The 21,964-nt window shown below is 63.5% G+C and carries 27 protein-coding genes and 3 tRNA genes; 13 read left to right on the top strand and 17 right to left on the bottom strand.

Annotated elements, in window-relative coordinates; genetic code table 11:
- The first annotated feature begins 77 nt into the window (after positions 1–77).
- Positions 78–800 (top strand): FMN-dependent NADH-azoreductase, encoded by a 723-nt coding sequence (locus AC1MHZ_RS13285; RefSeq protein ID WP_465002086.1) that lies wholly within the window; start codon positions 78–80, stop codon positions 798–800.
- Between the two features lie 78 nt (positions 801–878).
- Here AC1MHZ_RS13285 and AC1MHZ_RS13280 read toward each other — a convergent pair.
- Positions 879–955 (bottom strand) — tRNA-Val (locus AC1MHZ_RS13280).
- 204 nt (positions 956–1,159) lie between these two features.
- Between AC1MHZ_RS13280 and AC1MHZ_RS13275 the strand changes: the two genes are divergently transcribed.
- Positions 1,160–2,443, top strand: a complete 1,284-nt coding sequence (locus AC1MHZ_RS13275) for an NAD(P)/FAD-dependent oxidoreductase (protein ID WP_084855626.1) — start codon at positions 1,160–1,162, stop codon at positions 2,441–2,443.
- A gap of 114 nt (positions 2,444–2,557) precedes the next feature.
- On the opposite strand, the gene AC1MHZ_RS13270 is transcribed toward AC1MHZ_RS13275, so the two are convergent.
- Complete coding sequence (locus tag AC1MHZ_RS13270) at positions 2,558–3,232, bottom strand: peptidase C39 family protein (RefSeq protein ID WP_482966475.1); 675 nt, start codon at positions 3,230–3,232, stop codon at positions 2,558–2,560.
- A gap of 213 nt (positions 3,233–3,445) precedes the next feature.
- On the opposite strand from AC1MHZ_RS13270, the gene AC1MHZ_RS13265 reads away from it, so the two are divergent.
- A complete protein-coding gene (locus AC1MHZ_RS13265) occupies positions 3,446–3,622 on the top strand; it encodes a hypothetical protein (RefSeq protein WP_172402976.1) in 177 nt (58 codons plus the stop codon).
- A 135-nt stretch (positions 3,623–3,757) separates the two neighbouring features.
- Here the strand turns inward: AC1MHZ_RS13265 and AC1MHZ_RS13260 are convergent, their stop codons facing one another.
- Both AC1MHZ_RS13260 and AC1MHZ_RS13255 read right to left on the bottom strand, forming a co-directional pair.
- Positions 3,758–4,510, bottom strand: coding sequence for a TerC family protein (locus tag AC1MHZ_RS13260; RefSeq protein ID WP_084855628.1), 753 nt, complete (start codon positions 4,508–4,510; stop codon positions 3,758–3,760).
- A gap of 26 nt (positions 4,511–4,536) precedes the next feature.
- The gene (locus AC1MHZ_RS13255; RefSeq protein ID WP_084855629.1) at positions 4,537–4,776 is read right to left on the bottom strand and encodes a hypothetical protein; all 240 of its coding nucleotides are present in this window, start codon (positions 4,774–4,776) and stop codon (positions 4,537–4,539) included.
- A gap of 135 nt (positions 4,777–4,911) precedes the next feature.
- On the opposite strand from AC1MHZ_RS13255, the gene nhaR reads away from it, so the two are divergent.
- The 3 genes from nhaR (at position 4,912) to AC1MHZ_RS13240 (ending at position 7,496) form a co-directional block, all read left to right on the top strand.
- Positions 4,912–5,805: a transcriptional activator NhaR gene (gene nhaR, locus AC1MHZ_RS13250; RefSeq protein ID WP_084855630.1), complete on the top strand. Its 894-nt coding sequence runs from the start codon at positions 4,912–4,914 to the stop codon at positions 5,803–5,805.
- Positions 5,806–5,908: 103 nt separating this feature from the next.
- Positions 5,909–7,120 (top strand): serine/threonine transporter SstT, encoded by a 1,212-nt coding sequence (gene sstT / locus AC1MHZ_RS13245; RefSeq protein WP_084855631.1) that lies wholly within the window; start codon positions 5,909–5,911, stop codon positions 7,118–7,120.
- A 205-nt stretch (positions 7,121–7,325) separates the two neighbouring features.
- Positions 7,326–7,496 carry a hypothetical protein gene (locus AC1MHZ_RS13240; RefSeq protein WP_482966474.1) on the top strand — a complete coding sequence of 57 codons (171 nt, stop codon included), beginning with the start codon at positions 7,326–7,328 and terminating at the stop codon, positions 7,494–7,496.
- A 174-nt stretch (positions 7,497–7,670) separates the two neighbouring features.
- Here AC1MHZ_RS13240 and AC1MHZ_RS13235 read toward each other — a convergent pair.
- The 9 genes from AC1MHZ_RS13235 to AC1MHZ_RS13195 all read right to left on the bottom strand — a co-directional run bounded on the left by AC1MHZ_RS13235 (position 7,671) and on the right by AC1MHZ_RS13195 (position 13,787).
- Positions 7,671–7,746 (bottom strand) — tRNA-Gly (locus AC1MHZ_RS13235).
- Between the two features lie 64 nt (positions 7,747–7,810).
- A complete protein-coding gene (pgsA, locus tag AC1MHZ_RS13230; RefSeq protein ID WP_084855632.1) occupies positions 7,811–8,371 on the bottom strand; it encodes a CDP-diacylglycerol--glycerol-3-phosphate 3-phosphatidyltransferase in 561 nt (186 codons plus the stop codon).
- Positions 8,372–8,404: 33 nt separating this feature from the next.
- Positions 8,405–10,228, bottom strand: coding sequence for an excinuclease ABC subunit UvrC (uvrC, locus tag AC1MHZ_RS13225; protein WP_480463219.1), 1,824 nt, complete (start codon positions 10,226–10,228; stop codon positions 8,405–8,407).
- 6 nt (positions 10,229–10,234) lie between these two features.
- Positions 10,235–10,873 carry a response regulator transcription factor GacA gene (gene gacA / locus AC1MHZ_RS13220; protein ID WP_084855634.1) on the bottom strand — a complete coding sequence of 213 codons (639 nt, stop codon included), beginning with the start codon at positions 10,871–10,873 and terminating at the stop codon, positions 10,235–10,237.
- A 58-nt stretch (positions 10,874–10,931) separates the two neighbouring features.
- A complete protein-coding gene (locus AC1MHZ_RS13215) occupies positions 10,932–11,315 on the bottom strand; it encodes a helix-turn-helix domain-containing protein (protein ID WP_324812708.1) in 384 nt (127 codons plus the stop codon).
- A 142-nt stretch (positions 11,316–11,457) separates the two neighbouring features.
- Positions 11,458–11,892: a GNAT family N-acetyltransferase gene (locus AC1MHZ_RS13210; RefSeq protein ID WP_084855636.1), complete on the bottom strand. Its 435-nt coding sequence runs from the start codon at positions 11,890–11,892 to the stop codon at positions 11,458–11,460.
- Positions 11,893–11,914: 22 nt separating this feature from the next.
- Positions 11,915–12,301 (bottom strand): DUF488 domain-containing protein, encoded by a 387-nt coding sequence (locus AC1MHZ_RS13205; protein WP_084855637.1) that lies wholly within the window; start codon positions 12,299–12,301, stop codon positions 11,915–11,917.
- 220 nt (positions 12,302–12,521) lie between these two features.
- The gene (locus AC1MHZ_RS13200; protein ID WP_084855638.1) at positions 12,522–13,217 is read right to left on the bottom strand and encodes a glutathione S-transferase N-terminal domain-containing protein; all 696 of its coding nucleotides are present in this window, start codon (positions 13,215–13,217) and stop codon (positions 12,522–12,524) included.
- Positions 13,218–13,289: 72 nt separating this feature from the next.
- Positions 13,290–13,787, bottom strand: a complete 498-nt coding sequence (locus AC1MHZ_RS13195) for a PaaI family thioesterase (RefSeq protein ID WP_084855639.1) — start codon at positions 13,785–13,787, stop codon at positions 13,290–13,292.
- 179 nt (positions 13,788–13,966) lie between these two features.
- On the opposite strand from AC1MHZ_RS13195, the gene modA reads away from it, so the two are divergent.
- The 5 genes from modA (at position 13,967) to csrA (ending at position 18,023) form a co-directional block, all read left to right on the top strand.
- Positions 13,967–14,725, top strand: a complete 759-nt coding sequence (gene modA / locus AC1MHZ_RS13190; RefSeq protein WP_482966473.1) for a molybdate ABC transporter substrate-binding protein — start codon at positions 13,967–13,969, stop codon at positions 14,723–14,725.
- Positions 14,725–15,405: a molybdate ABC transporter permease subunit gene (modB, locus tag AC1MHZ_RS13185; protein WP_482966472.1), complete on the top strand. Its 681-nt coding sequence runs from the start codon at positions 14,725–14,727 to the stop codon at positions 15,403–15,405. Before modA ends, modB begins: the two co-directional genes overlap by 1 nt.
- A 1-nt stretch (position 15,406) precedes the next feature.
- On the top strand, positions 15,407–16,495 hold the full coding sequence (modC, locus tag AC1MHZ_RS13180) for a molybdenum ABC transporter ATP-binding protein (protein WP_084855642.1): 1,089 nt from the start codon (positions 15,407–15,409) through the stop codon (positions 16,493–16,495).
- A 57-nt stretch (positions 16,496–16,552) separates the two neighbouring features.
- A complete protein-coding gene (locus AC1MHZ_RS13175) occupies positions 16,553–17,563 on the top strand; it encodes a DNA topoisomerase IB (protein ID WP_324815424.1) in 1,011 nt (336 codons plus the stop codon).
- A 262-nt stretch (positions 17,564–17,825) separates the two neighbouring features.
- Positions 17,826–18,023: a carbon storage regulator CsrA gene (gene csrA, locus AC1MHZ_RS13170; RefSeq protein WP_043211735.1), complete on the top strand. Its 198-nt coding sequence runs from the start codon at positions 17,826–17,828 to the stop codon at positions 18,021–18,023.
- Positions 18,024–18,087: 64 nt separating this feature from the next.
- Here the strand turns inward: csrA and AC1MHZ_RS13165 are convergent, their stop codons facing one another.
- The 4 genes from AC1MHZ_RS13165 to AC1MHZ_RS13150 form a co-directional block, all read right to left on the bottom strand.
- Positions 18,088–18,447: a response regulator gene (locus AC1MHZ_RS13165; protein ID WP_084855644.1), complete on the bottom strand. Its 360-nt coding sequence runs from the start codon at positions 18,445–18,447 to the stop codon at positions 18,088–18,090.
- Between the two features lie 12 nt (positions 18,448–18,459).
- Positions 18,460–19,905 (bottom strand): ATPase domain-containing protein, encoded by a 1,446-nt coding sequence (locus tag AC1MHZ_RS13160; RefSeq protein ID WP_368829121.1) that lies wholly within the window; start codon positions 19,903–19,905, stop codon positions 18,460–18,462.
- 6 nt (positions 19,906–19,911) lie between these two features.
- Positions 19,912–21,072: a two-component system sensor histidine kinase NtrB gene (locus AC1MHZ_RS13155; RefSeq protein ID WP_084855646.1), complete on the bottom strand. Its 1,161-nt coding sequence runs from the start codon at positions 21,070–21,072 to the stop codon at positions 19,912–19,914.
- Positions 21,073–21,154: 82 nt separating this feature from the next.
- Complete coding sequence (locus AC1MHZ_RS13150; protein ID WP_465002231.1) at positions 21,155–21,430, bottom strand: hypothetical protein; 276 nt, start codon at positions 21,428–21,430, stop codon at positions 21,155–21,157.
- A gap of 110 nt (positions 21,431–21,540) precedes the next feature.
- Here AC1MHZ_RS13150 and AC1MHZ_RS13145 point away from each other — a divergent pair, with 110 nt between their 5' ends.
- Together AC1MHZ_RS13145 and AC1MHZ_RS13140 are read left to right on the top strand one after the other, a co-directional pair.
- The gene (locus tag AC1MHZ_RS13145; RefSeq protein ID WP_143515179.1) at positions 21,541–21,753 is read left to right on the top strand and encodes a hypothetical protein; all 213 of its coding nucleotides are present in this window, start codon (positions 21,541–21,543) and stop codon (positions 21,751–21,753) included.
- A 107-nt stretch (positions 21,754–21,860) separates the two neighbouring features.
- Positions 21,861–21,945 (top strand) — tRNA-Leu (locus AC1MHZ_RS13140).
- Positions 21,946–21,964 lie beyond the last annotated feature (19 nt).

Raw genomic sequence — 21,964 nt, 5'->3', positions numbered from 1 at the left:
TCATCGTTTGTAGCCCGAGAGCTTTCAACACAGACTCCTCATCAATGAACAAACGTCATCCATAAGGAGTCTTGCCCATGACCACGCTTCTACACATCGATGCCAGTGCCCGTCCGGGCGCATCCGACACGACGCCCCACGGCTCGCATACCCGGCGACTGAGCGCACGCTTCGTCGAGCAGTGGATTACGCGCCACCCAGATACGAACGTGATCTACCGTGACGTGGGCCAGCAGCCCCCTCCCCCTGTCTCCGGTCGCTGGATACATGCGGCGTTCACCCCCGAAGCCGCACGCCAGGACTGGATGCACGAGGTATTGCGCACCAGCGACATGCTGATCGACGAACTGCTCCAGGCCGACCTGATCGTGGTCGGTGTACCTATGTACAACTTCGGTCCGCCGGCACAGTTCAAGGCCTATATCGATAACATCGTGCGGGTGGGGCGCACCTTCGGCTTCGACCGCAGCCGCCATGGCGAGCCCTACTGGCCCCTGCTGGCCGAGGCCGGCAAGCGCCTGGTGATCCTGTCGTCACGGGGAGACTACGGCTACCAAGCGGGTGGGCGCCTGAGCGAGCGCAACCATGTTGAGGCCTCGATCCGCACGGCGTTCGCCTACATTGGCGTGACCGATACCCATGGTGCGTACATCGAATACGACGAGTTCGGTGACGAGCGCCTGGCGGAATCGATCAGGCAGGCGCAGGCGAATGTGGACCGGTTGGTGGAGAAGCTGGGTAGCGGTTCACCGTCTCCCGCCCCCACGTCGGCCTCTCGTGAGATGGGTGTACCGGCGTAATAACGACAGCTGAAAAAGCAAAAAAGGGCGACCCTTTCGGGTCGCCCTTCTCACGCCCGGAAAACCGGGGCTTTTGTTTGGTAGGCACAATTGGACTCGAACCAACGACCCCCACCATGTCAAGGTGGTGCTCTAACCAACTGAGCTATGTGCCTGTCGATGTGGGCGCATTCTACGCGTTCCCAAACGGCTGTCAACTGTTTTTTTCACGCTAACCTACTGAATCCTAAAACTATTTAGCGAAAGGAGCCTGCCCAGGGGCCGAGTAAAGGATTTTCAACGGACGACTAGCGGGTGTTTATTATTATTGATAGCATCGGTACATTCGTTAAAAATATAAAACACGAGGTTTCCTTAGCATGGCCAACACCCCCTACCCCCAGTCCTACTACGCCGCCTCGGCCAACCCGGTGCCGCCACGTCCGGCGCTGCAGGGTGAGGTGGAAACCGATATCTGCATCATCGGCGCCGGCTACACCGGCCTGTCCAGCGCCTTGTTCTTGCTGGAGAACGGCTTCAAGGTGAGCATCGTCGAAGCGGCCAAGGTCGGCTTCGGTGCGTCGGGCCGCAACGGCGGCCAGATCGTCAACAGCTACAGCCGCGACATCGATGTCATCGAACGCACCGTCGGTCCCAAGCAGGCACAACTGCTGGGCCAGATGGCCTTCGAAGGCGGCCGCATCATCCGTGAGCGCGTGGCCAAGTACAACATCCAGTGCGACCTGAAGGACGGCGGTGTCTTCGCCGCCCTCACCGCCAAGCAGATGGGCCACCTGGAGTCGCAAAAGCGCCTGTGGGAGCGTTTCGGTCACACCCAGCTGGAGCTGATGGACCAGAAGCGCATCCGTGAAGTGGTGGCCTGCGACAACTATGTCGGCGGCATGCTGGACATGAGCGGTGGCCACATCCACCCATTGAATCTGGCCCTGGGCGAAGCCGCCGCAGTCGAGTCGCTGGGCGGCATCATCTATGAACAGACCCCGGCCGTGCGCATCGAGCGTGGCGCCAACCCGGTCGTGCACACCCCGCAAGGCAAGGTGCGCGCCAAGTTCATCATCGTCGCTGGCAACGCCTACCTGGGCAATCTGGTGCCGGAACTGGCCGCCAAGTCCATGCCATGCGGCACCCAGGTGATCACCACCGAGCCGCTGGGCGAAGAACTGGCTCGCACCCTGCTGCCCCAGGACTACTGTGTCGAGGACTGCAACTACCTGCTCGACTACTACCGCCTGACCAGCGACAAGCGACTGATCTTCGGCGGTGGCGTGGTGTACGGTGCCCGTGATCCGGCGAACATCGAGGCGATCATCCGCCCGAAGATGCTCAAGGCCTTCCCGCAGCTCAAGAACGTGAAGATCGACTACGCCTGGACCGGTAACTTCCTGCTGACCCTGTCGCGCCTGCCGCAGGTCGGCCGTATCGGCGACAACATCTACTACTCCCAGGGCTGCTCCGGCCATGGCGTGACCTATACCCATCTGGCGGGCAAGGTGCTGGCCGAGGCCCTGCGCGGCCAGGCCGAGCGCTTCGATGCCTTCGCCGGCCTGCCGCACTACCCGTTCCCGGGTGGCCAGCTGTTGCGCGTGCCGTTCAGCGCGCTGGGTGCCTGGTACTACAGCCTGCGGGACCGCCTGGGTATCTGATTTGTCGCCTGCCTAGGCCCGACCTCGGCGCTTCGGCGCCCCGGACAAGCCCGCCCCTACAGGCCGATCCAAGATCCTGTGGGGGCGGGCTTGCCCGCGATGAGGCCAGCGCGATTACTGCCCTATGCTGCGAACGGCCTGCTTCGCCGCGATCTCCTGGCCCGCCCTGGCCAGCTCATCGGCCGCCTGCAGCCAACGCTGCCGGTCCACCTGGGCCGGCAGTTGCCGCGGTGGTTGTACCAGCACCGCCCAATTCCCCTCCTTCGCCCACGCAGCTTCGAAGTCATCGAAGGCCATCAACTGGCGACGCTGCATCCCCGAGCGCAACAGCACGCGCTGCTTGTAGCTGTCATAGCCGATCAGCACCGCATAGCGCGGTTCGCTCCACCAGGCCGACCCCTCCTCGTAGCGCAGCAGCACCGGATTGCCCGCTGCCACCTGGGTCAGCAAGGCATCCAGGCGTTTGTCCAGGGGATAGACCACCATGCCGTATTCACGGGCCACCTTGGGAATGCGCTGCCCCAACGCATCGGCGCCCTGCGGCAGGTTCAAGGGCTTGTCCAGCAGACCGGGGGTCACCACTACGCCCTGTTGCGACAGCAATGCCGCCAAGGCCATGGCGCCGCTGTGGTTGGCCTTGCCACGGTAGAACGGCATGCTGCTGATCTCGACCCGCTGCGGCAGGCCCTTGGCGATCGGCGACGGGCCGCCGGCGCAACCGGCCAGGCTGGTGGCGACCAGGCAAGCGGCCAGCAGGCGGCGTGTGGAAGTGAAGGTTCGTTGCAACATGGACACTCGCTTGTTCCTCGCCAGGCAGGCAGCGCCCGGCCCCGGGCTCCGATCATAGGCCTGGCGCGTGCCTGGGTATAGCCCGGGGCCTGCTTGGAACGAAACGGCCCAAGGGAATAGACCTTCGGTCAATGGAACGTCACGGGCTGCGAGCTAGACTAAAGCAGTGTCTGGAAGGCGAGCCCCGCGCCCGCCCGAGCGAAGGAGGCACATATGAGCCTGACCATGGCAATCCTGATGCTGGTGGGAATGTGGTTGAGCGTCGCCGCCGCCATGCTGTGGGGTGTATTGCGCATCGTGCGCCGCCACGCCCATCACCACCTGCCGCCACAGACCCCGCCCAAGCCACAACCTGCGCGCCATGCGCGGCGCCATGCAGGGGCGCACTGACCGGATGATCTCGGGCTCCCATGCAGCCCTATCACGACACAAAGCCGCTGCCACAGGTACAACACACCCCATCGTGCTGTACCTGTGGCAGCGGCTTTGTGTCGCGAAAAGGGGCGCCGTGCGCCCCTTCTTGCATCAGCCTTCGGCAGCCTCACGCTTGAGCCGCGCCCGACGCGCCATGATGTTGAGCACTTCGATCGCCGTCGAGAATGCCATCGCCGCGTACACATACCCCTTCGGCACATGGGCACCGAAACCTTCGGCGATCAGGGTCATGCCGATCATGATCAGGAAGCCCAGGGCCAGCATCACCACGGTCGGGTTGTCGTTGATGAACTTGGCCAGCGGGTCGGCCGCCACCAGCATCACCACCACGGCACTGATCACGGCGATGATCATGATTGGCAGGTGTTCGGTCATGCCCACGGCGGTGATGATGCTGTCGATCGAGAAGACGATGTCGAGCATCAGGATCTGGCCGATCGCGGCGGCGAAGCCCAAGGTCACGGTCGAGCCGGCCTTGGCTTCTTCCTTGGCGCCGTGAGGGTCGACGTTTTCATGGATCTCTTTGGTCGCCTTCCACAGCAGGAACAGGCCACCGGCAATGAGGATCATGTCCTTCCACGAGAAGCTGTGGCCGAACACGTCGATCACCGGCTCCGTCAGCTGGACGATCCAGGCCACGGTCGAAAGCAGCGCCAGGCGCATGACCAGCGCCATGCTGATACCGATGCGTCTCGCCTTGGAGCGGTAGGCCTGCGGCAGCTTGTTGGTCAGGATGGAAATGAAGATCAGGTTGTCGATGCCCAGCACGATCTCCATGGCCACCAGGGTGGCCAGAGCAACCCAGGCGGCGGGGCTTGCAGCCAGTTCCAGCAAATATTCCATTATCAAATCCTTTCAGCGGGCCGGGCTCAGATGCCCTGGGTCTCGTCTTGGTTGGCGTCGGCCTTGGGCTGGGTACCCTCAGGGTGAAGGGTATCGCTCAGGGCTTGCTGGGCAGCCTCGTTGGTCTTGTCGATGGCCTGTTTGGCCGACTCGGCAGCCTGGTTGAGCATCTGCTGGGCGGATTTCTCGGCCTGGTCGCAGCCTGCCAGGCTGAACAGGGCCAAGGCCAGCACCAGCGGCGTGCCAATGGATTTGAATTGCAACATGGGGTCCTCGCTTGTCGATATCCCGGCGGCGCACGAAACGCCTGATGGGGTCGCATTCTAAAGACCGCGATACATCAGGAAAATTCGTATTTTCAGCGGTTATACTTCGGTTTTTACGAACAGAGACCCCAGCGGATGCTCAACTACCGCCAACTCCACTACTTCTGGGTGGTGGCCAAGACCGGCAGCATCGCCCGCGCCAGCGAGCAACTGAACCTCACGCCACAGACCATCAGCGGGCAGATCAGCCTGTTCGAGCAGACCTACAGCCTGGAGCTGTTTCAGCGGGTCGGCCGGCAATTGGAGTTGACCGAGACCGGCCGCCAGGCCCTGGGCTACGCCGAGCAGATGTTCCAGATCGGCAGCGAACTCGAAGCCCTGCTGCGGGCCGGCCCCCAGGAGCAGATCCTGTTTCGCGTAGGCGTGGCCGACGTGGTACCCAAGTCCATCGTCTACCGCTTGCTGGCCCCGACCATGGAGCTGGACAACGTGCTGCGCATCAACTGCCGTGAAGACAAGCTCGAGCGTCTGCTCGCCGACCTTGCGATCCAGCGCCTGGACCTGGTGATCTCCGACAGCCCTATGCCCAGCCATCTGGATATCAAAGGCTATAGCCAGAAGCTCGGCGAATGCGGCCTGAGCTTCTTCGCCACCCCGGCACTGGCCGACCAGCACGACCAGCCCTTCCCCGCCTGTCTGGATGATGCGCCCTTGCTGATTCCCGGCCAGGAAACCGTGCTGCGCAGCCGCCTGCTGCGCTGGCTGGCGGAACAGCACGTACAACCACGCATCATCGGCGAGTTCGACGACAGCGCATTGATGCAGGCCTTCGGGCAGTCCGGTAGCGGTATATTCGTCGCGCCCAGTGTGATTGCCGAGGAAGTCTGCCGGCAATATGGGGTGCGCCTGATCGGCCAGACCGAAGCGGTGAACGAGTCGTTCTATGCCATTTCGGTGGAACGCAAGGTGACCCACCCCGGGATCGTGGCCATCACCGAGGGGGCACGGCGGGAGCTGTTCCATTGGTGATCCGTGATACCCCCACTCGCCGGCAAGCCGGCGATGGGTTCGGAACAGGCCTACACCGGTCTGTGCTAAAGTGGCCGGTTTTACAAGAACGAGATTCTGCTGCATGACCCCCGTCCTTCGCTTCATCAACCGCACCAGCCTGGTGACGCAGATTTGCATCGGCCTGGTGGCCGGTATCGCAATCGCTTTGCTGTCACCCGCCACGGCGATCACGCTGGGCTTCCTGGGCAAACTCTTCGTTTCAGCGCTCAAGGCCGTGGCGCCGATCCTGGTGTTCATTCTGGTAATGGCCTCGATCGCCAACCACAAGCACGGCCAGGAAACCCACATCCGCCCTATCCTGGTGCTGTACCTGCTCGGCACCTTCGCTGCCGCTGTGGTGGCCGTGGTCGCCAGCATGGCCTTCCCGTCCCAGTTGGCCCTGCGCGCCAGCGAAGCCGCGCTCACGGCACCGGGCGGCATCAGCGAGGTTCTGCAGAACCTGGTGCTCAGCGCCGTGGACAACCCGGTCAATGCCCTGTTGAACGGCAACTTCATCGGCATCCTGACCTGGGCCGTCGGCCTGGGCGTAGCGCTGCGCCACGCCGGCCAGACCACCCGCACCGTAGTGGAAGACCTGTCCAACGGCGTCACCCTGATCGTACGCATGGTCATCCGCTTCGCGCCACTGGGGATCTTCGGCCTGGTGGCCGCGACCTTGGCCGAATCGGGCCTGGACGCCCTGCTCGGCTACGCGCACCTGTTGGCCGTGCTGATCGGTTGCATGCTGTTCGTGGCCCTGGTGGTCAACCCGCTCATCGTCTTCTGGAAGATCCGCCGCAACCCCTACCCATTGGTGCTGATGTGCCTGCGCGAAAGCGGCATCACCGCCTTCTTCACCCGCAGCTCGGCGGCCAACATCCCGGTCAACCTGGCCCTGTCGGAAAAGCTCGGCCTGCATGAGGACACCTACTCGGTATCGATCCCCCTGGGCGCGACCATCAACATGGCCGGCGCGGCGACCACCATCACCGTCCTCACCCTGGCTGCGGTGCACACCCTGGGCATTCCGGTGGACCTTCCCACCGCTGTGCTGCTCAGCGTAGTGGCGGCCGTATGCGCCTGCGGCGCCTCGGGCGTGGCCGGCGGCTCGCTGCTGCTGATCCCACTGGCGTGCAGCCTGTTCGGCATTCCCAGCGAAGTCGCCATGCAGGTGGTGGCGGTCGGCTTCATCATCGGCGTGCTGCAGGATTCGGCAGAGACTGCGCTCAACTCGTCCACCGACGTGCTGTTCACTGCCGCGGCCTGTATGGGCGAGGAGCGTCAGCGGGCCTGACGTGCCCACAGGCACGCGCCTTCGGGCACTGCATCAAGGACGGATGCAGTGCCACACACTTCTACCTTGAGGCCAAGCGGCCGCATCCTGCGGGACCAATCGGCCATTTCAGATGGATGGACTGCCATCCTCCCCAAATTCGGCTGCGTAATTGGAGCCCGAGCGTTATCGTTGAGGCCTCACCTCAACTGCCAGGGAGGCAGCCATGACCACTTTTTTCCGCCTGAGCCTGATGCTGCTGATCGTCGGCATGATCCTGGGCGATATCGTGCTTGCCACTGTAGGGCTGTGCGGCGTGTGTGGCCTGGCTGTCTACAACACCATTCAGCAGGACGCGCAGGCAGAGCCGCCGGCCGAGTCGGACTTTATTGCGTAACGGAACAGAAGAGAACCAGGCCAAGCCCATGAGGACGTCCGGCATCGCGACAGCGCCTTGTGCGGCTGTGCAATGGAGCCTGACGGCAAGCCCTGCTGCAAAATCGCAGGCATAAAAAAAGAGGCCATCAGGCCTCTTTTCCGGTGACCCTACAAGAACTTGAAGGATCGAATTTGGAGCGGGAAACGAGACTCGAACTCGCGACCCCGACCTTGGCAAGGTCGTGCTCTACCAACTGAGCTATTCCCGCGTCGTGATGGCTGCCATTTTAGCGATCTGCCAAACGACGTCAACCCCTTGATTCAAAAAAACTTTTACTTCTGCTCGGTGCCTTCGCGCAGGTGCGGCCAGGCAGCGACCAGGTAGTGGACCATCGACCACAGGGTCAGGCCCGCCGCGACCAGCAGCAGCCCATAGCCGAGCACCACCCAGGCGTTGAGCACCGGCGGGTTGGCGAGCAGGATCACCAGCGCCAGCATCTGCGCGGCGGTTTTCCATTTGCCGAGGTTGGACACCGCCACATGCGCCCTCGCCCCGAGCTCGGCCATCCACTCGCGCAGCGCCGAGACGACAATCTCGCGGCCGATGATCACCGCAGCCGGCAGGGTCAGCCAGAAGTTGGCATGCACCTGCACCAGCAACACCAGGGCCACCGCAACCATGAGTTTGTCTGCCACCGGGTCGAGGAAGGCGCCGAAGGGCGTGCTCTGCTGCAGGCGACGGGCCAGGTAGCCGTCGAGCCAGTCGGTGGCGGCAGCGATGGCGAACACCGTGCTGGCGGCGATATAGCTCCAGTGATAGGGCATATAGAACAACAGGATGAAGATCGGGATGAGCAGGACGCGAAGAACGGTGAGCAGGTTTGGAATATTCATCGGCACGACTGGCTGCAGGTTGAGGGTGGCATTCTACTCGCTATGCAGGCTGGCATAAATCGACTCGGCAAGCTTTTTACTGATGCCTGGCGCCTTGGCAATTTCGTCGATGCTGGCGCGGTTGAGTTCCTGCAGGCCGCCGAAATGTTTCAGCAGGTCGCGGCGGCGCTTGGGCCCTACCCCGGCTACATCCTCCAGGCTCGAGGTGCGACGGGCCTTGCCGCGGCGGGCACGGTGGCCGGTGATGGCGAAGCGGTGGGCTTCATCACGGATCTGCTGGATCAGGTGCAGCGCTGGGGAATCACCCTTGAGGGTGAACTCATGAGCCACGTCGTTGAGGTACAGGGTTTCGAAACCAGCCTTGCGGGTCACGCCCTTGGCCACGCCAAGCAAGGTCAGGTCGGTCAGGGCCAGTTCCTGCATGACCTCGCGCGCCATGTTCAGCTGCCCCTTGCCGCCGTCCACCAGGAGCACATCCGGCAACTTGCCCTCGCCGTCCTTGATGCGTCCGAAGCGCCGGGTCAGCGCCTGGTGCATGGCAGCGTAGTCGTCGCCGGCAGTCACGCCCTCGATGTTGAAACGGCGGTAGTCGGACTTGAGCGGGCCCTCGGGGCCGAACACCACGCAGCTGGCCACGGTGGCCTCGCCGCTGGAATGGCTGATGTCATAGCACTCCAGGCGTTGGGGCACTTCGTCCAGGCCCAGCACCTGGGCCAGGGCCTCGAAGCGGGCAGCCATATGCTGGCGGTTGGCCAGGCGAGCGTTGAGGGCTTGCTCGGCATTGGTGACCGCCAATTGCTGCCAGCGAGCCCGCGTGCCACGTACCCGATGGCTGATGGCCAGCTCACGGCCCCGCAGGGTCTGCACGGCCTCGGCGAGGGCGTTAAAGTCCTCGTGGGTCACGTTGACGATCAGCTCGCCTGGCAGTTCACGTTCGGCATTACCCAGGTAGTACTGCGACAGGAAGGCGGCCATCACCTCGGCCACGTCTTCCTCGATACCCACTTGGGGGAAGAAGTTCTTGCTGCCCAGTACCCGCCCGCCCCGCACGCTGATCAGGTGCACGCAGGCACCGCCCGGGTTGACGAAGGCGGCCACCACGTCAACGTCGCCCGAGCCACCTTCCATGTACTGCTGATCCTGGACACGGCGCAGCAAGGCGATCTGGTCGCGCAGTTCGGCCGCCCGCTCGAAGTTCAGGGCCATGGCGGCCTTTTCCATTTCCGCATTGAGCTCGTTGCCCAGCTGCTGGCTGCGGCCTTCGAGGAACATCACCGAATGGCGCACGTCCTCGGCGTACTCCTCTGGCGCCACCAGCCCCACGCATGGGCCCTTGCACCGCTTGATCTGGTACTGCAAGCACGGCCGGGTGCGGTTGGCGTAGTAGCTGTCCTCGCATTGGCGCACCGAGAAGGCCTTTTGCAGCAGGCTCAGGCTTTCGCGGATAGCGCCGGCGCTGGGGTATGGGCCGAAGTAGCGCCCCTTGGTTTTCTTGGCGCCACGGTGAATGCCCAGGCGTGGGAATTGGCCGTCAGACAAGAACACGTAGGGGTAGGATTTATCGTCGCGCAGCAGAATGTTGTAGGGCGGCCGCCACTCCTTGATCAGTGTCTGCTCCAGCAGCAACGCCTCGGTCTCGTTGGCGGTGATGGTGGTCTCGACCTGGGCGATGCGCCCCACCAGTGCAGCGGTCTTGGGCGCCAGGCCGGTCTTGCGGAAGTAGCTGGCCAGGCGCTTCTTGAGGTTCTTGGCCTTGCCCACGTAGAGCAGCCGCGCCTCGGCGTCGAACATCCGGTAGACACCGGGGCGACCGCTGCAGGTCGCCAGGAAGGCGCTGGCATCGAAAAGTTGTGACATGAAGATTTACAGGTTCGCGTCAACCATACCGTGGCGAACGGCCAGCAAGGTCAGTTCGACGTCGCTGGTGACCGAGAGTTTTTCGAAGATCCGATAACGGTAAGTATTGACGGTCTTGGGCGACAGGCACAACTTGTCCGAGATGATCTGCACCTTCTGGCAGCCGACGATCATCAAGGCGATCTGGATCTCCCGCTCCGACAGCGCATCGAACGGCGAGCCCTGGGGCTGGAACGACTTGAGCGCCAATTGCTGGGCGATCTGCGGGCTGATATAGCGCTGCCCGGCAAAAGTCAGGCGGATGGCCTGGACCATTTCATCCAGGCCCGCGCCCTTGGTCAGGTAGCCGGCAGCGCCGGCCTGCATCAGGCGCGTGGGGAACGGGTCGTCCTCGCACACGGTCACCGCGACTACCTTGATGTCCGGATGGCTGCGCAACAGCTTGCGGGTCGCCTCCAGGCCGCCGATCCCTGGCATTTTCACGTCCATGAGGACTACGTCCGGCTTCAGCTCGCGAGCCAGCTTGAGCGCCGACTCGCCGGAATCCGCTTCACCGACTACCTGCAAGCCGTCGATATCGGCCAACATGCGGGTGATGCCAGTACGCACCAGATCGTGATCATCGACCACCAAGACCCTAATCAAGCAGACACCTCGTCAATGGGGCGATTGGATCCCGCCACCTTAACAAACTTTCCCGCCGCTAACCTAGTTCGAAAAGTGCCTGCCGGTCCATCTTGCGCATTCTCGGCGCTTCTCGCTCACCCACCTCGACGGACAGGCGGCTCAACAGATGTCGTACCGCGGCCTGGTCTGCCTCGGGCAGGCGCCGGAAGATCCCCAGCAGGCGGTCTTCCTCGAGGGTGAGGCTGGCCAGGGGAGCAGGCGTATGCACACCGCTGAGCACGTAGAGGGCATCCACGCCTCGGTTCGCCAAGGCAGCCAGATAGTCGACCCGAGGCGTACGCTCGCCGCTTTCATACTTGCCTTGGGCATTGGGCTCGACGCCGCCGATCTCGCCGAACACCCGTTGGGTCAGCCCCAGACGCTCACGCTCCTCCCGCAGGCGCGGGCCAAATCCATTCATGCGACTCCCTTCCTCTTGTCCTTCGACTACGATGCAGCGCGACCTTCGAGTGAATGGTCGACAACCCAGATGGCACTATGCCTTTTAGGATCCAATCTGTGCAAGCCATCGTTGGGCTATCAGTCAGAAATTGCCCGACCAGTCAGCCACCAATCGTGCGCTGCATCCGGACGAAGCATTCGTCCTCGCCCATTTCGACGAAGCCGTGCCGGCTGTACAACCTACGGGCCGGGTTGCTGCGGAACACCATCAGCCGCAGCAATGGCAGGTGCCGCTGGGCCGTCCAGCCGGCCAAGGTCTCCAGCACCCAGCCACCTACGCCTTGGCCACGGTATTCAGGCAGCAAGTGCAGCTCGCGGATGAACAAGGCCTGGCGATCCTGGCTGAGGCTGCAGTAGCCCAGCAGGCGCTTCCCCTCCACCACCAGCCATTGCTCGCGCCAGTGCCAGGCTTCGTCGAAGGCTTCCTCGATCCACAGCAAGTCGAACTCGCGGTAGTAAGGCAGCATGGCCCGACGGGTCAGGTCCCGGGCGAAGGTGCAATGGGCATCGCTGGCCGGGGTCAGTTCAAAGGGCATCGGCAGCCTTCTCCCATGACGGCTAGTGGGCGTAGCACACCGGCGAGCTACCCGGCCCACGACGCTCCAGCTCATCCTCCAGCCAGGCGGCCAGCACCTGGGCATTGTTGTGCTCGGTGTCCTTGCCCGCATACAGCAGGGTCAGAGGCCCTTTTGCAGCAAGGTCCAGCAGCGGGTACCAATGCTCGGGGTGGGCGGCCAGTTCCTGCTGGTAGCGTTCGGTGAAGCCGGCAAAATCGACCTCGCCATGATGGAACGCCTTGCGCAAGGCATCGGAGGGCGCCACCTCTTTGGCCCATTGACCGTGCAGGTCCTCCTTGCGCTTGTTGCGCGGCCACAGGCGATCGACCAGCACCCGCTGGCCGTCGCCATCCTCGATCGGGTCATAGACACGCTTGCAGCGAATCATCGTGTTCTCCTGGGCCATTCTTTCCTGACAAGCCTAGGGCGAACATTGACCGAGGTCACGCGCAGGCATGGGCTGCGAGGGAAATTGTGCAGCATCTGTGCGAGAGCGGCCTTGCGCCGCGATCAAGGGCGAAGCCCTTGCCAGGCGACGGTGATTAGCCGGCCTGGCCTGATCGCGGGACAAGTCCACTCCCGCGGGGCTGTATACCCAGGGGCTGGGCTCAGCCTGGGATGGTCAGGCCTCGCTGCACAGCGGGGCGCGCGAGGAAGTTGGCCAGCACGCGCTGGACGTCCTTGAACTCGTCGAAATGCACCAGTTCCCGGGCGTTGTAGCGCTCAACCAGGTTGCGCACCCACGGGAAGATCGCGATATCGGCGATGCTGTATTCGTCCACCATCCATTCTCGGCCGTTCAGATGCCGGTCGAGCACGCCCAGCAGGCGCCTCGACTCGTTGACGTAGCGGTCCCGAGGGCGCTTGTCTTCGTACGCCTTGCCAGCGAAGAAATGGAAGAAGCCCACCTGGCCGAACATCGGCCCGATGCCGCCCATCTGGAACATCAGCCACTGAATCGTCTGGTAGCGGGTCGCCGGGTCCTGGCTGAGCAGTTGGCCGGTCTTCTCGGCCAGGTACTGCAGGATCGCCCCAGACTCGAACAACGGCAAAGGTTGGCCACCCGGCCCGTTAGGATCGAGGATGGCAGGGATCTTGTTGTTCGCGCTCAAGGAGATGAACTCGGGGCTCATCTGCTCGTCGTTGTCGAAACTGACCTTGTGCGCCTCGTAGGCCAGGCCGATCTCCTCCAGCATGATCGATACCTTGACACCGTTGGGTGTGGGCAGTGAGTACAGCTGCAGGCGCTCGGGATGCTGCGCCGGCCATTTGCGGGTAATGGGGAATGCGCCGAGATCGGTCATGGGTCAACCCTTGGGAGAAATGGACCTATCACTCTAGAACCAACCCGCCGCGCCGGCTACTTCCCCGTACAGTCACGCCTGGCCGTGGGCCTTGAGCTTGAGTTTCTCGGTATCCACCCGGACGAACAGCGAGTCGGCGGTGACGGTCAGCACGTCACCTGCCCAAACCTCGCAGACAACCCGGCTCTTGCGCCCTACCTCACCTTCCACCCGGGCCTTGAGCAGCAGTTCGACGCCCATCGGGGTGGGTTTGAGGTAGGTCAGGTTGAGCGTGCCGGTGACGCAGTCGATACGCGGCAGGCTGCCTGGCTCGCGCCCTTCGGCACGGTAGTGGTAGGCCATGGCGGTCCAGTTGGAATGGCAGTCCACCAGCATGGCCAGCAGGCCACCATAGACCAGGCCCGGCCAACCGATGAAACCGCTGTCGGGGGAATGCCGGCACAGCAGGTGGATACCGTCGGCGTCCCAATGGCTTTTCAGGTGCAGGCCGCTGGGGTGGGAGCAACCGCAGCCGAAGCACGTGCCTTCCGGGGCCGCCAGCTCCTGCAAAGAGAGAGCTTGTTCGTTCATACGCTTCCTGTGCTTGTTGAAGTGGGAAGGACATCGCCGCCGATGGTAGCGCCCTGCCCCGGTGCCCGCCAATGCCCTTTCCGGCCGGGCCGCCCCTGACGCGCCAGCCCCTTCCCGGCCGGCACTCGATCGCTATATAGTTGACGCCATAACGATACCCGCCCAGCAAGGACCACCCCATGCGCATCCGCCTACCGTTCCTGGCTACCAGTGCCTTGGCCAGCCTGATCACCTGCAATAGCGCCTGGGCCGACGACGTCCAGGTGGCTGTAGCGGCCAACTTTACAGCGCCCATCCAGGCCATCGCCAAGGCCTTCGAGCAGGACACCGGCCACAAGCTGGTGGCTGCCTATGGCGCCACGGGTCAGTTCTATGCGCAGATCCGCAACGGTGCTCCGTTCGACGTGTTCCTCGCCGCCGATGACAGCACCCCGGCCAAGCTCGAGCAGGAAAAGCGCATCGTTCCCGGCTCCCGCTTCACCTATGCCATCGGCACCCTGGCGCTGTGGTCGGCCAAGCCCGGCTATGTGGACGCGCAAGGCGCAGTCCTGAAGACCGGCGACTACCGGCACCTGTCCATCGCCAACCCCAAGACCGCGCCCTACGGCCTGGCCGCCACCCAGGTGCTCGACAAGCTCGGCCTCGCCGAAGCCACCCGGCCCAAGCTGGTCGAGGGCCAGAACATCACCCAGGCGTTCCAGTTCGTCTCAACCAGCAATGCCGAACTGGGCTTCGTGGCCCTGTCGCAGGTCTACAAAGATGGCAAGGTGCAGAGCGGCTCGGCGTGGATCGTCCCGGCGCAGATGCACGACCCGATCCGCCAGGACGCGGTGATCCTCGATAAAGGCAAGAACAACCCGGCCGCCAAGGCCTTGGTCGACTACCTCAAGAGCCCGAAGGCAGTCGCGGTGATCAAATCCTATGGGTATGGCATCTGATGCCATTGGACGCCGCTGACCTGGGCGCGATCTGGCTGACGCTCAAGCTGGCCAGCCTGACCACCGTGATCCTGCTGGTGCTGGGTACGCCGATCGCCTGGTGGCTGGCTCGTACCCGTTCGTGGCTGCGCGGGCCGGTCGGGGCCGTGGTGGCTCTGCCCCTGGTACTGCCACCGACCGTGATCGGCTTCTACCTGCTGATCGCCCTCGGCCCCCACGGCTGGATCGGCCAGGCGACCGAGGCCCTGGGCCTGGGCAGCGTGGTGTTCAGCTTTGCAGGGCTGGTGATCGGCTCGGTGGTGTATTCCATGCCGTTCGTGGTGCAGCCTTTGCAAAACGCCTTCAGCGCCATCGGCCAGCGGCCGCTGGAGGTGGCCGCGACCCTGCGCGCCAGCCCCTGGGACACCTTCATCCATGTGGTACTGCCGCTGGCCAGGCCCGGCTTCGTCACCGCCAGTGTCCTGGGCTTCGCCCATACCGTAGGCGAGTTCGGTGTGGTGCTGATGATCGGCGGCAACATCCCCGACAAGACACGCGTGGTCTCGGTACAGATCTTCGATCACGTCGAGGCCATGGCCTACCCGCAGGCCCACTGGCTGGCCGGTGTCATGCTGGTGTTCTCGTTCCTGGTGCTGCTGACGCTCTATGCCGGGCGCCATGGCAAGGCAGGCTGGAGCTGACATGCCCCCATCGATCCTGGCGCGCCTGAAGCTGGCGCGCGGCGACTTCACCCTGGATGTCGACCTGCACCTGCCCGGGCGCGGCGTCAGCGCGCTGTTCGGCCACTCCGGCTCGGGCAAGACCTCCTGCCTGCGCTGCCTGGCCGGGCTGGAGCGAGCCGACGGCTATATCGAGGTCAATGGCGACGTCTGGCAGGACAGCGCCAGCGGCTTTTTCCTGGCACCGCACAAACGGCCGCTGGGCTATGTATTCCAGGAAGCCAGCCTGTTCCCCCACCTGTCGGTGCGTGGCAACCTGGAATTCGGCTGGCGACGTATCGACCGAGACGGACGCAAGGTCAGCCTGGCACATGCCTGCGACCTGCTGGGTATCGGCGAGCTGCTCGAGCGCCGGCCGGCGACGCTGTCGGGGGGGGAGGCGCAACGGGTCGGCATTGCCCGCGCCTTGCTCGCCAGCCCCCGCCTGCTGCTGATGGATGAGCCGCTCGCGGCACTGGATGCGCCGCGCAAACGCGAGATCCTGCCCTATCTGGAACGCTTGCACGACGAACTGGAGATCCCGCTGGTCTATGTCAGCCATGCCCAGGATGAAGTGGCGCGCCTGGCCGACCACTTGGTGTTGCTGGAGCAGGGCCGCGCCCTGGCCTGCGGCCCGGTCGGCGAAACCCTGGCGCGCCTGGACCTGCCCCTCGCCCAGGGCGAAGACGCCGGCGTGGTGCTCGAAGGCGTCGTGGTCGGCCATGATGCGCATTACCAATTGTTCGATGTGCGTCTGCACGGCAGCGACGGGCCGCTGCTACGCATCGCACACCCTGCGCTCACCCTTGGCAAGCCGCTGCGCCTGAAAGTGCAGGCCCGCGACGTGAGCCTGGCGCTGGGTGCCGACCATGCATCCAGCATCCTCAACCGCCTGCCGGTGCGTATCCGCGAATGCCGCCCGGCGGACAATCCGGCGCACGTCCTGGTGAGCCTCGATGCCTCTGGCAGCCCGTTGTTGGCACGTATCACCCGCTATTCGGCCGACCACCTCGACCTGCACCCAGGCCAGATGCTGTGGGCGCAGATCAAGTCGGTGGCGCTGCTGGGCTGAGCAATGGCCTGGGGGCCGTTGTCCATTGATCTGTGACCGTTCGATGGACAACCGCCCATGCTCGATTGCCCGCTGCCTGCAGCGCTTCATTACGTAGACGACAGCCAACCTGGCCTGAGCCGGCGCCGCTGGCGCGACCGCTTCCATTATTTCGACACCGAAGGCCAGCGCATACGTGACGCCCAGACCCTCGCCCGCATCGCCGCCCTGGCGATACCACCGGCCTACACCCAGGTATGGATCTGCCCCGACCCTCAGGGCCATCTGCAAGCCACCGGCCGCGATGCCCGCGGGCGCAAGCAGTATCGCTACCACCCGCAATGGCGGGCACTGCGCGACCAGCACAAATATGACCGCATGCTGGCCTTCGCCCAGGTACTGCCCGACCTGCGTCGGCAGCTGGAACAGCATCTGGCGCGGCCTGGCCTGGATCGGGAGAGGGTCATGGCCCTGGTGGTCAGCCTGCTCGACAGTACCTTGATTCGTATCGGCAACCGGCAATACCTGAAAGAGAACAAGTCGTATGGGTTGACCACCCTGCGCAACCGCCACGTCAGTGTCGAGGGCAGTACCATACGCTTTCAGTTCCGAGGCAAACGGGGCGTCGAGCACAATGTCAGCCTGCGTGACCGGCGCCTGGCGCGGCTGATCAAGCGCTGCCTGGATCTGCCTGGGCAAACGCTCTTCCAATACCTGGACGAAAACGGCCAGCGCCATGCGGTGGGGTCGAGCGAGGTCAACCAGTTCCTGCAGCAGCTGACCGGTGCCGACTTCACCGCCAAGGATTACCGCACCTGGGCAGGCAGCGTCCTGGCCCTGGACCTGTTGCGCCCCCTGGCCTGGGAGTCGGAAAGCGAAGCCCGGCGCCAGGTCGCGGCGATTGTCCGACAGGTAGCTGCACGCCTGGGCAATACACCCGCGGTCTGTCGGCGCTGCTACATTCACCCCGCCGTGCTCGACCATTACCAGCAGGGGCGGCTGGCCGCCTTGCCACGGGTCAAGCCTCGCCGGGGGCTGGAGCCTGAGGAGGCGTCATTGCTACTTTTCCTACAGGCGTTAACGAAATAAACGCTTATTGTATTGCTCTATTTACTCTATCTAGCAGAGAAATTTCCCATCTGGCCGCCAGCCCCCTATCCTTGCCATCGAGCGCCTTCGCCGCATCACCTTACGGTTGGTTTCGGCACCTGCGACTGAAGACAAGTAACAGAATTTATCTGCGGGGGAATTACTCTTCGCCGAAAGCGTCTTTAATGAGAAGGAAGAGGGACCAGCTCCCACCGCTGCGGTAAAAGGCCGCGCGGACTACATCATCACCAAGGAGAACTACATGCTGATACTCACCCGCAAGGTTGGCGAAAGCATCGTCATTGACGATGACATCAAAGTCACCATTCTGGGAGTCAAAGGGATGCAAGTGAGGATCGGTATCGATGCACCAAAGGATGTCCAGGTCCATCGCGAAGAGATCTTCAAACGCATCCAGGCAGGCAACCCGGCCCCGGAGAAAAACGACGACCAGCACTGACCGCCCTTGCCTCGAGCCGCACGGATGCGCTTGACCAATCGGCCCGCCCACGCGGGGTAGCGCCTCAGGTGCCCAGTAGTTCGCGCACCTTGGCGATCATCCTGTCCATGTCGAACGGCTTGTCGAATACCGCGTCGAACAACTCGGGGCAAATACGCCCCTGGTTGGCCTGCGCGCCGCTCATGAGAATCACCGGCAGGTCTGCCAGTTGCAGTTCATCGCGAATCGCCCTGACCAGCTCCTCGCCATTGAGCAAGGGCATCATGTAGTCGGTGATCACCAACTCCACGCGTTTTTCCTTCAGCGCATCCAGGGCCTTGCAGCCATTGCTCGCCTTTTCCACCAGAAAGCCCTCGTCCTCCAAGGCAAACCCGAGGATGTCGGCTATCAGGTATTCGTCATCGACGATCAGGATCGTGTTCATCGCGCTATACCATCAGTCACTCCCCGAGGGTACGGGCGTGCCCGACAGCACCCCGCTGGCACCTTCGAAGGCCTTGTGCAGGAAAATGCCCTGCGGGCCCATGCGCAGCTCATGCAACGCCGGGTCGTGATGGCTGTCGCGCACCTTGAGGACCGAAACCATGCGCCGCAGCCGGGAGTCCAGCTCGACGAAACGCATCAGCAACAGATTGTCGACAATGCTCGAAAGGTCCGGGGCGGGCGCGGTGATCTCGGAACCGAAGATATCGCGCATTTCCCAAGTCGCCAGGACACTCACGTCCCGCGCTCGCAACTCGCCCATCAAGGCACGGAAGAAGGCATTGAGCCGCGCCGGATCGATAGCCAAGCGGCTGAAGGCACCCAGGCTGTCGATCACCACCCGCTGCGCCCCCAGCAGCTCGACACGCCGAAGCAAGTGCGCCCCGAGTTGATCGAGCAACCCCTCGGTGGTGGTCTGCCAACAAAGCTCCAGGGCTTTCTCGCGCTCGAGCCGCGCGAAATCGTACCCCAGCGCCGTGGCTTTCAAGCCCAGCCGGGCAGGTGTTTCGTAGAAACCGAAATGCAGGCCCGGCGCTTGCGCGGTCGAGGCAGACAAAAACGCCAGGCCCAGGGAGGTCTTGCCGATACCCGATGGCCCCATCACCAGGCTTACCGAACCCTGGCCTACGCCGCCGCCGAGCATTTCGTCGAGCGTGGTGCTGCCGGTGGACACCCGGGTGAAGGTGGCCGAGCCCGGATGGCTGGGATGGCTGTACAGCGCCTCCAGACGTGGGAAGACCTGCAACCCACCCTGGTCGATCAGGCATTCATGCAAGCCCGACAACGCGCCGCTTCCCCGCGTCTTGCGCAGCTGGATCTGGCGCACCGCACGGCTGCCCACCAACTGCTCGCTCAATTCGAGCACGCCATCGACCATGGTGTGCTCGGGGCTGCCCTCCTGGAGGCGAGCACTGGTCAGCAGTAGCACGGTGCACCCGGCGAATGCCGCGTGCCCTTGCAGTTCCGAGACGAACTTCTTGGTATCGAGGCTGGTTTCCGCGCGCACGCGGGCATTAAGCAGACCATCGACGATCAACAGGCTGGCTTGCTGGCGGGCGATTTCCTGGCGCAACAGCCGCACCACCGCATCCAGACCCTCTTGCTCGAGGGTATCGAATGCGCTGACGAACTGGATCTGGTCACCGACCAGGGCCGGGTCGAAGAACGCCAGGGTAGACAGGTATTGGAACAAGCGCTCGTGGGATTCGCTGAGCAACGTCGCCACCAGCACTCGGCCACCGCTTCGCACATGGCTACACGCCAGCTGGTTGGCCAGGATGGTCTTGCCTGCCCCTGGCGGCCCCTGGACGATATAGGACGCTCCCGCCAACAGGCCGCCCTTGAGCAGTATGTCCAGCCCTTCGATGCCCGTCGCCAGGCGCTTGAGTGGTTCTGCCATGGGTCGTTACCCGTTGTGGTCGAGGTCGATGGCGCCTGGGCAGGCGGGCAGGTAGAGGGTCATGCAGGTCCCCTCGCCCACTTGGCTGGCCACGCAGATGGCGCCGTTGCTCTGCCTGGCGAATCCATAGGCCTGGCTCAAGCCAAGGCCGGTGCCCTTGCCAAAGGGCTTGGTGGTGAAAAACGGCTCGAAGATCCGTGGCAATACCTTCGGGTCGATGCCTTCGCCGGTGTCTCGCACGTCGAAGCGAACGAAACGACCGTGCAGGCCTTCCACCTCGCCGGCCAGTTCGACGCAGCTCACCTCCAGCACGATGCGCCCTTCGTTGCCGGTCGCATCCCGGGCATTGAACAGCAGGTTGAGCAACACCATCTGCAACTGCGCGACATCCACCTCGATCAGCGGCAGGTCGGGCTGCAGGCACTCTTGCAATTCGATGCCCGGCGGCAGCCCATGCTGCAGAAGACCTCGGGTGGAGGCGATCAGTTCAGCCGGGGCGACGCGTGTGGCACTCAATTGCCGGTGGCGGGCGAAGGTCAGCAGTTGCCGGGTGAGCTGGGTGCCCCGCTCACCGGCGCTGACGATATGCTCGAGCAGCCGCCGGACCCGTTGCAGATCCTGGCTGCCCTGGGCCAACCGGGCAGCACCAAGGATGATGGTGAGCAGGTTGTTGAAGTCGTGGGCCAGGCCACCGGTGAGCTGGCCGAGGGCTTCGAGTTTCTGGGCCTGGAACAGCTGGGCGCGGATGGCATCGAGCTGCAGGGACGACTCGCGGCGGTCGGTGATATCGCGGGTTACCTTGGCCAGGCCGACGATCTGCCCATTCTCGTCGCGAATCACATCCAGGGCCGCCAGCGCCCAGAACTGACTGCCGTCCTTGCGTACCCGCCAGCCTTCGTCTTGGGCCACGCCTTGCTCCAGGGCCTGGCGCAGCAGTTGCTGCGGGCGGCCATCGGCACGGTCCTGGGGTGTGAAGAACATCGAGAAATGCTGGCCGATGACCTCGTCGGCACGGTAGCCCTTGATCCGCTCGGCACCTGTGTTCCAGGACACCACCACGCCCGACGGGTCGAGCATGTAGATGGCATAGTCCACGACCGACTGAACCAGCTGCTCGTAGCGGTTAGGTGGCATTTCCGGGCGGGAGGGACTGTCGGGTAAAACCATGCAAGCTCCACGGGCACTACCAGGGCCACCCACTGAGCGTAGCCAAAAGTCCCGGTCTCTCATAGCACCCGCTGCAGATTCGTCAGATTTCCCGCTCGGTCACCTTGGGGCCAAGACGCCGCGGCATCGCAACCTTGAGCAACCACAGGCAGACCAGCACGATCCCTGCGCCGCCCGCCAACGCCAAGGTGCGCTGTGGCTGTGGGTGCAGACCATCGAAGCCCAGCATCAGCAGGTACCCACCCAGCGCCGCCAGGCTCAGGTAGAGAAAAATGGCCAGCAAGTAGACCTGGGCGAACACTAATCGCCAGAACAGTTTTGGCCGCACGACGCGGGTGTTCGCGGGAGAGGGCGTCACGGAGGTCATGTCGAAGGCTCATTGGATCCTATGACTGGAACAGTGGCGTAATGACAGCAGTGTGTCAATTGCCCTATAGTCCACCCGCCGCCGGCCAGCCAAGGAAGACCATGCCCGCCAACCATCGAATGCAATGCTTGCAGGAGGACCTGCAGCGTACGGCTACGCAGCTCGAAGAGGTTTGTCGCGGGCTTGCCGGCCATGTCCGCTATCTGCACCACACGATGCATGGCAACGATGCCAAGGTGATGGACGGCCATACCCGAGGCCTACTCACCTCGGCCTGGAACCTACGCGAGATCGCCAAATCGATTACCCCCTGAAATAAGGGGTATGGTTGACTCGTCTATAACGATGGGTTATAAAGCGCGCTTGATTGCCAGGCCCTTCCACCTTGGAAGCGCGCCGGTCGCGAGACCCTTTCAAGCGTGCGAGTGTGGTGGAATTGGTATACACAGCAGACTTAAAATCTGTCGGCGTGAGCCTTGCGGGTTCGAGTCCCGCCACTCGCACCATCTCATTCTGAAAAGGCGC

Source organism: Pseudomonas sp. FA-1, from assembly GCF_056856075.1.
The sequence above is the reverse complement of the archived record's forward strand: the minus strand, read 5'-3'. Positions and strand labels throughout refer to the sequence as shown.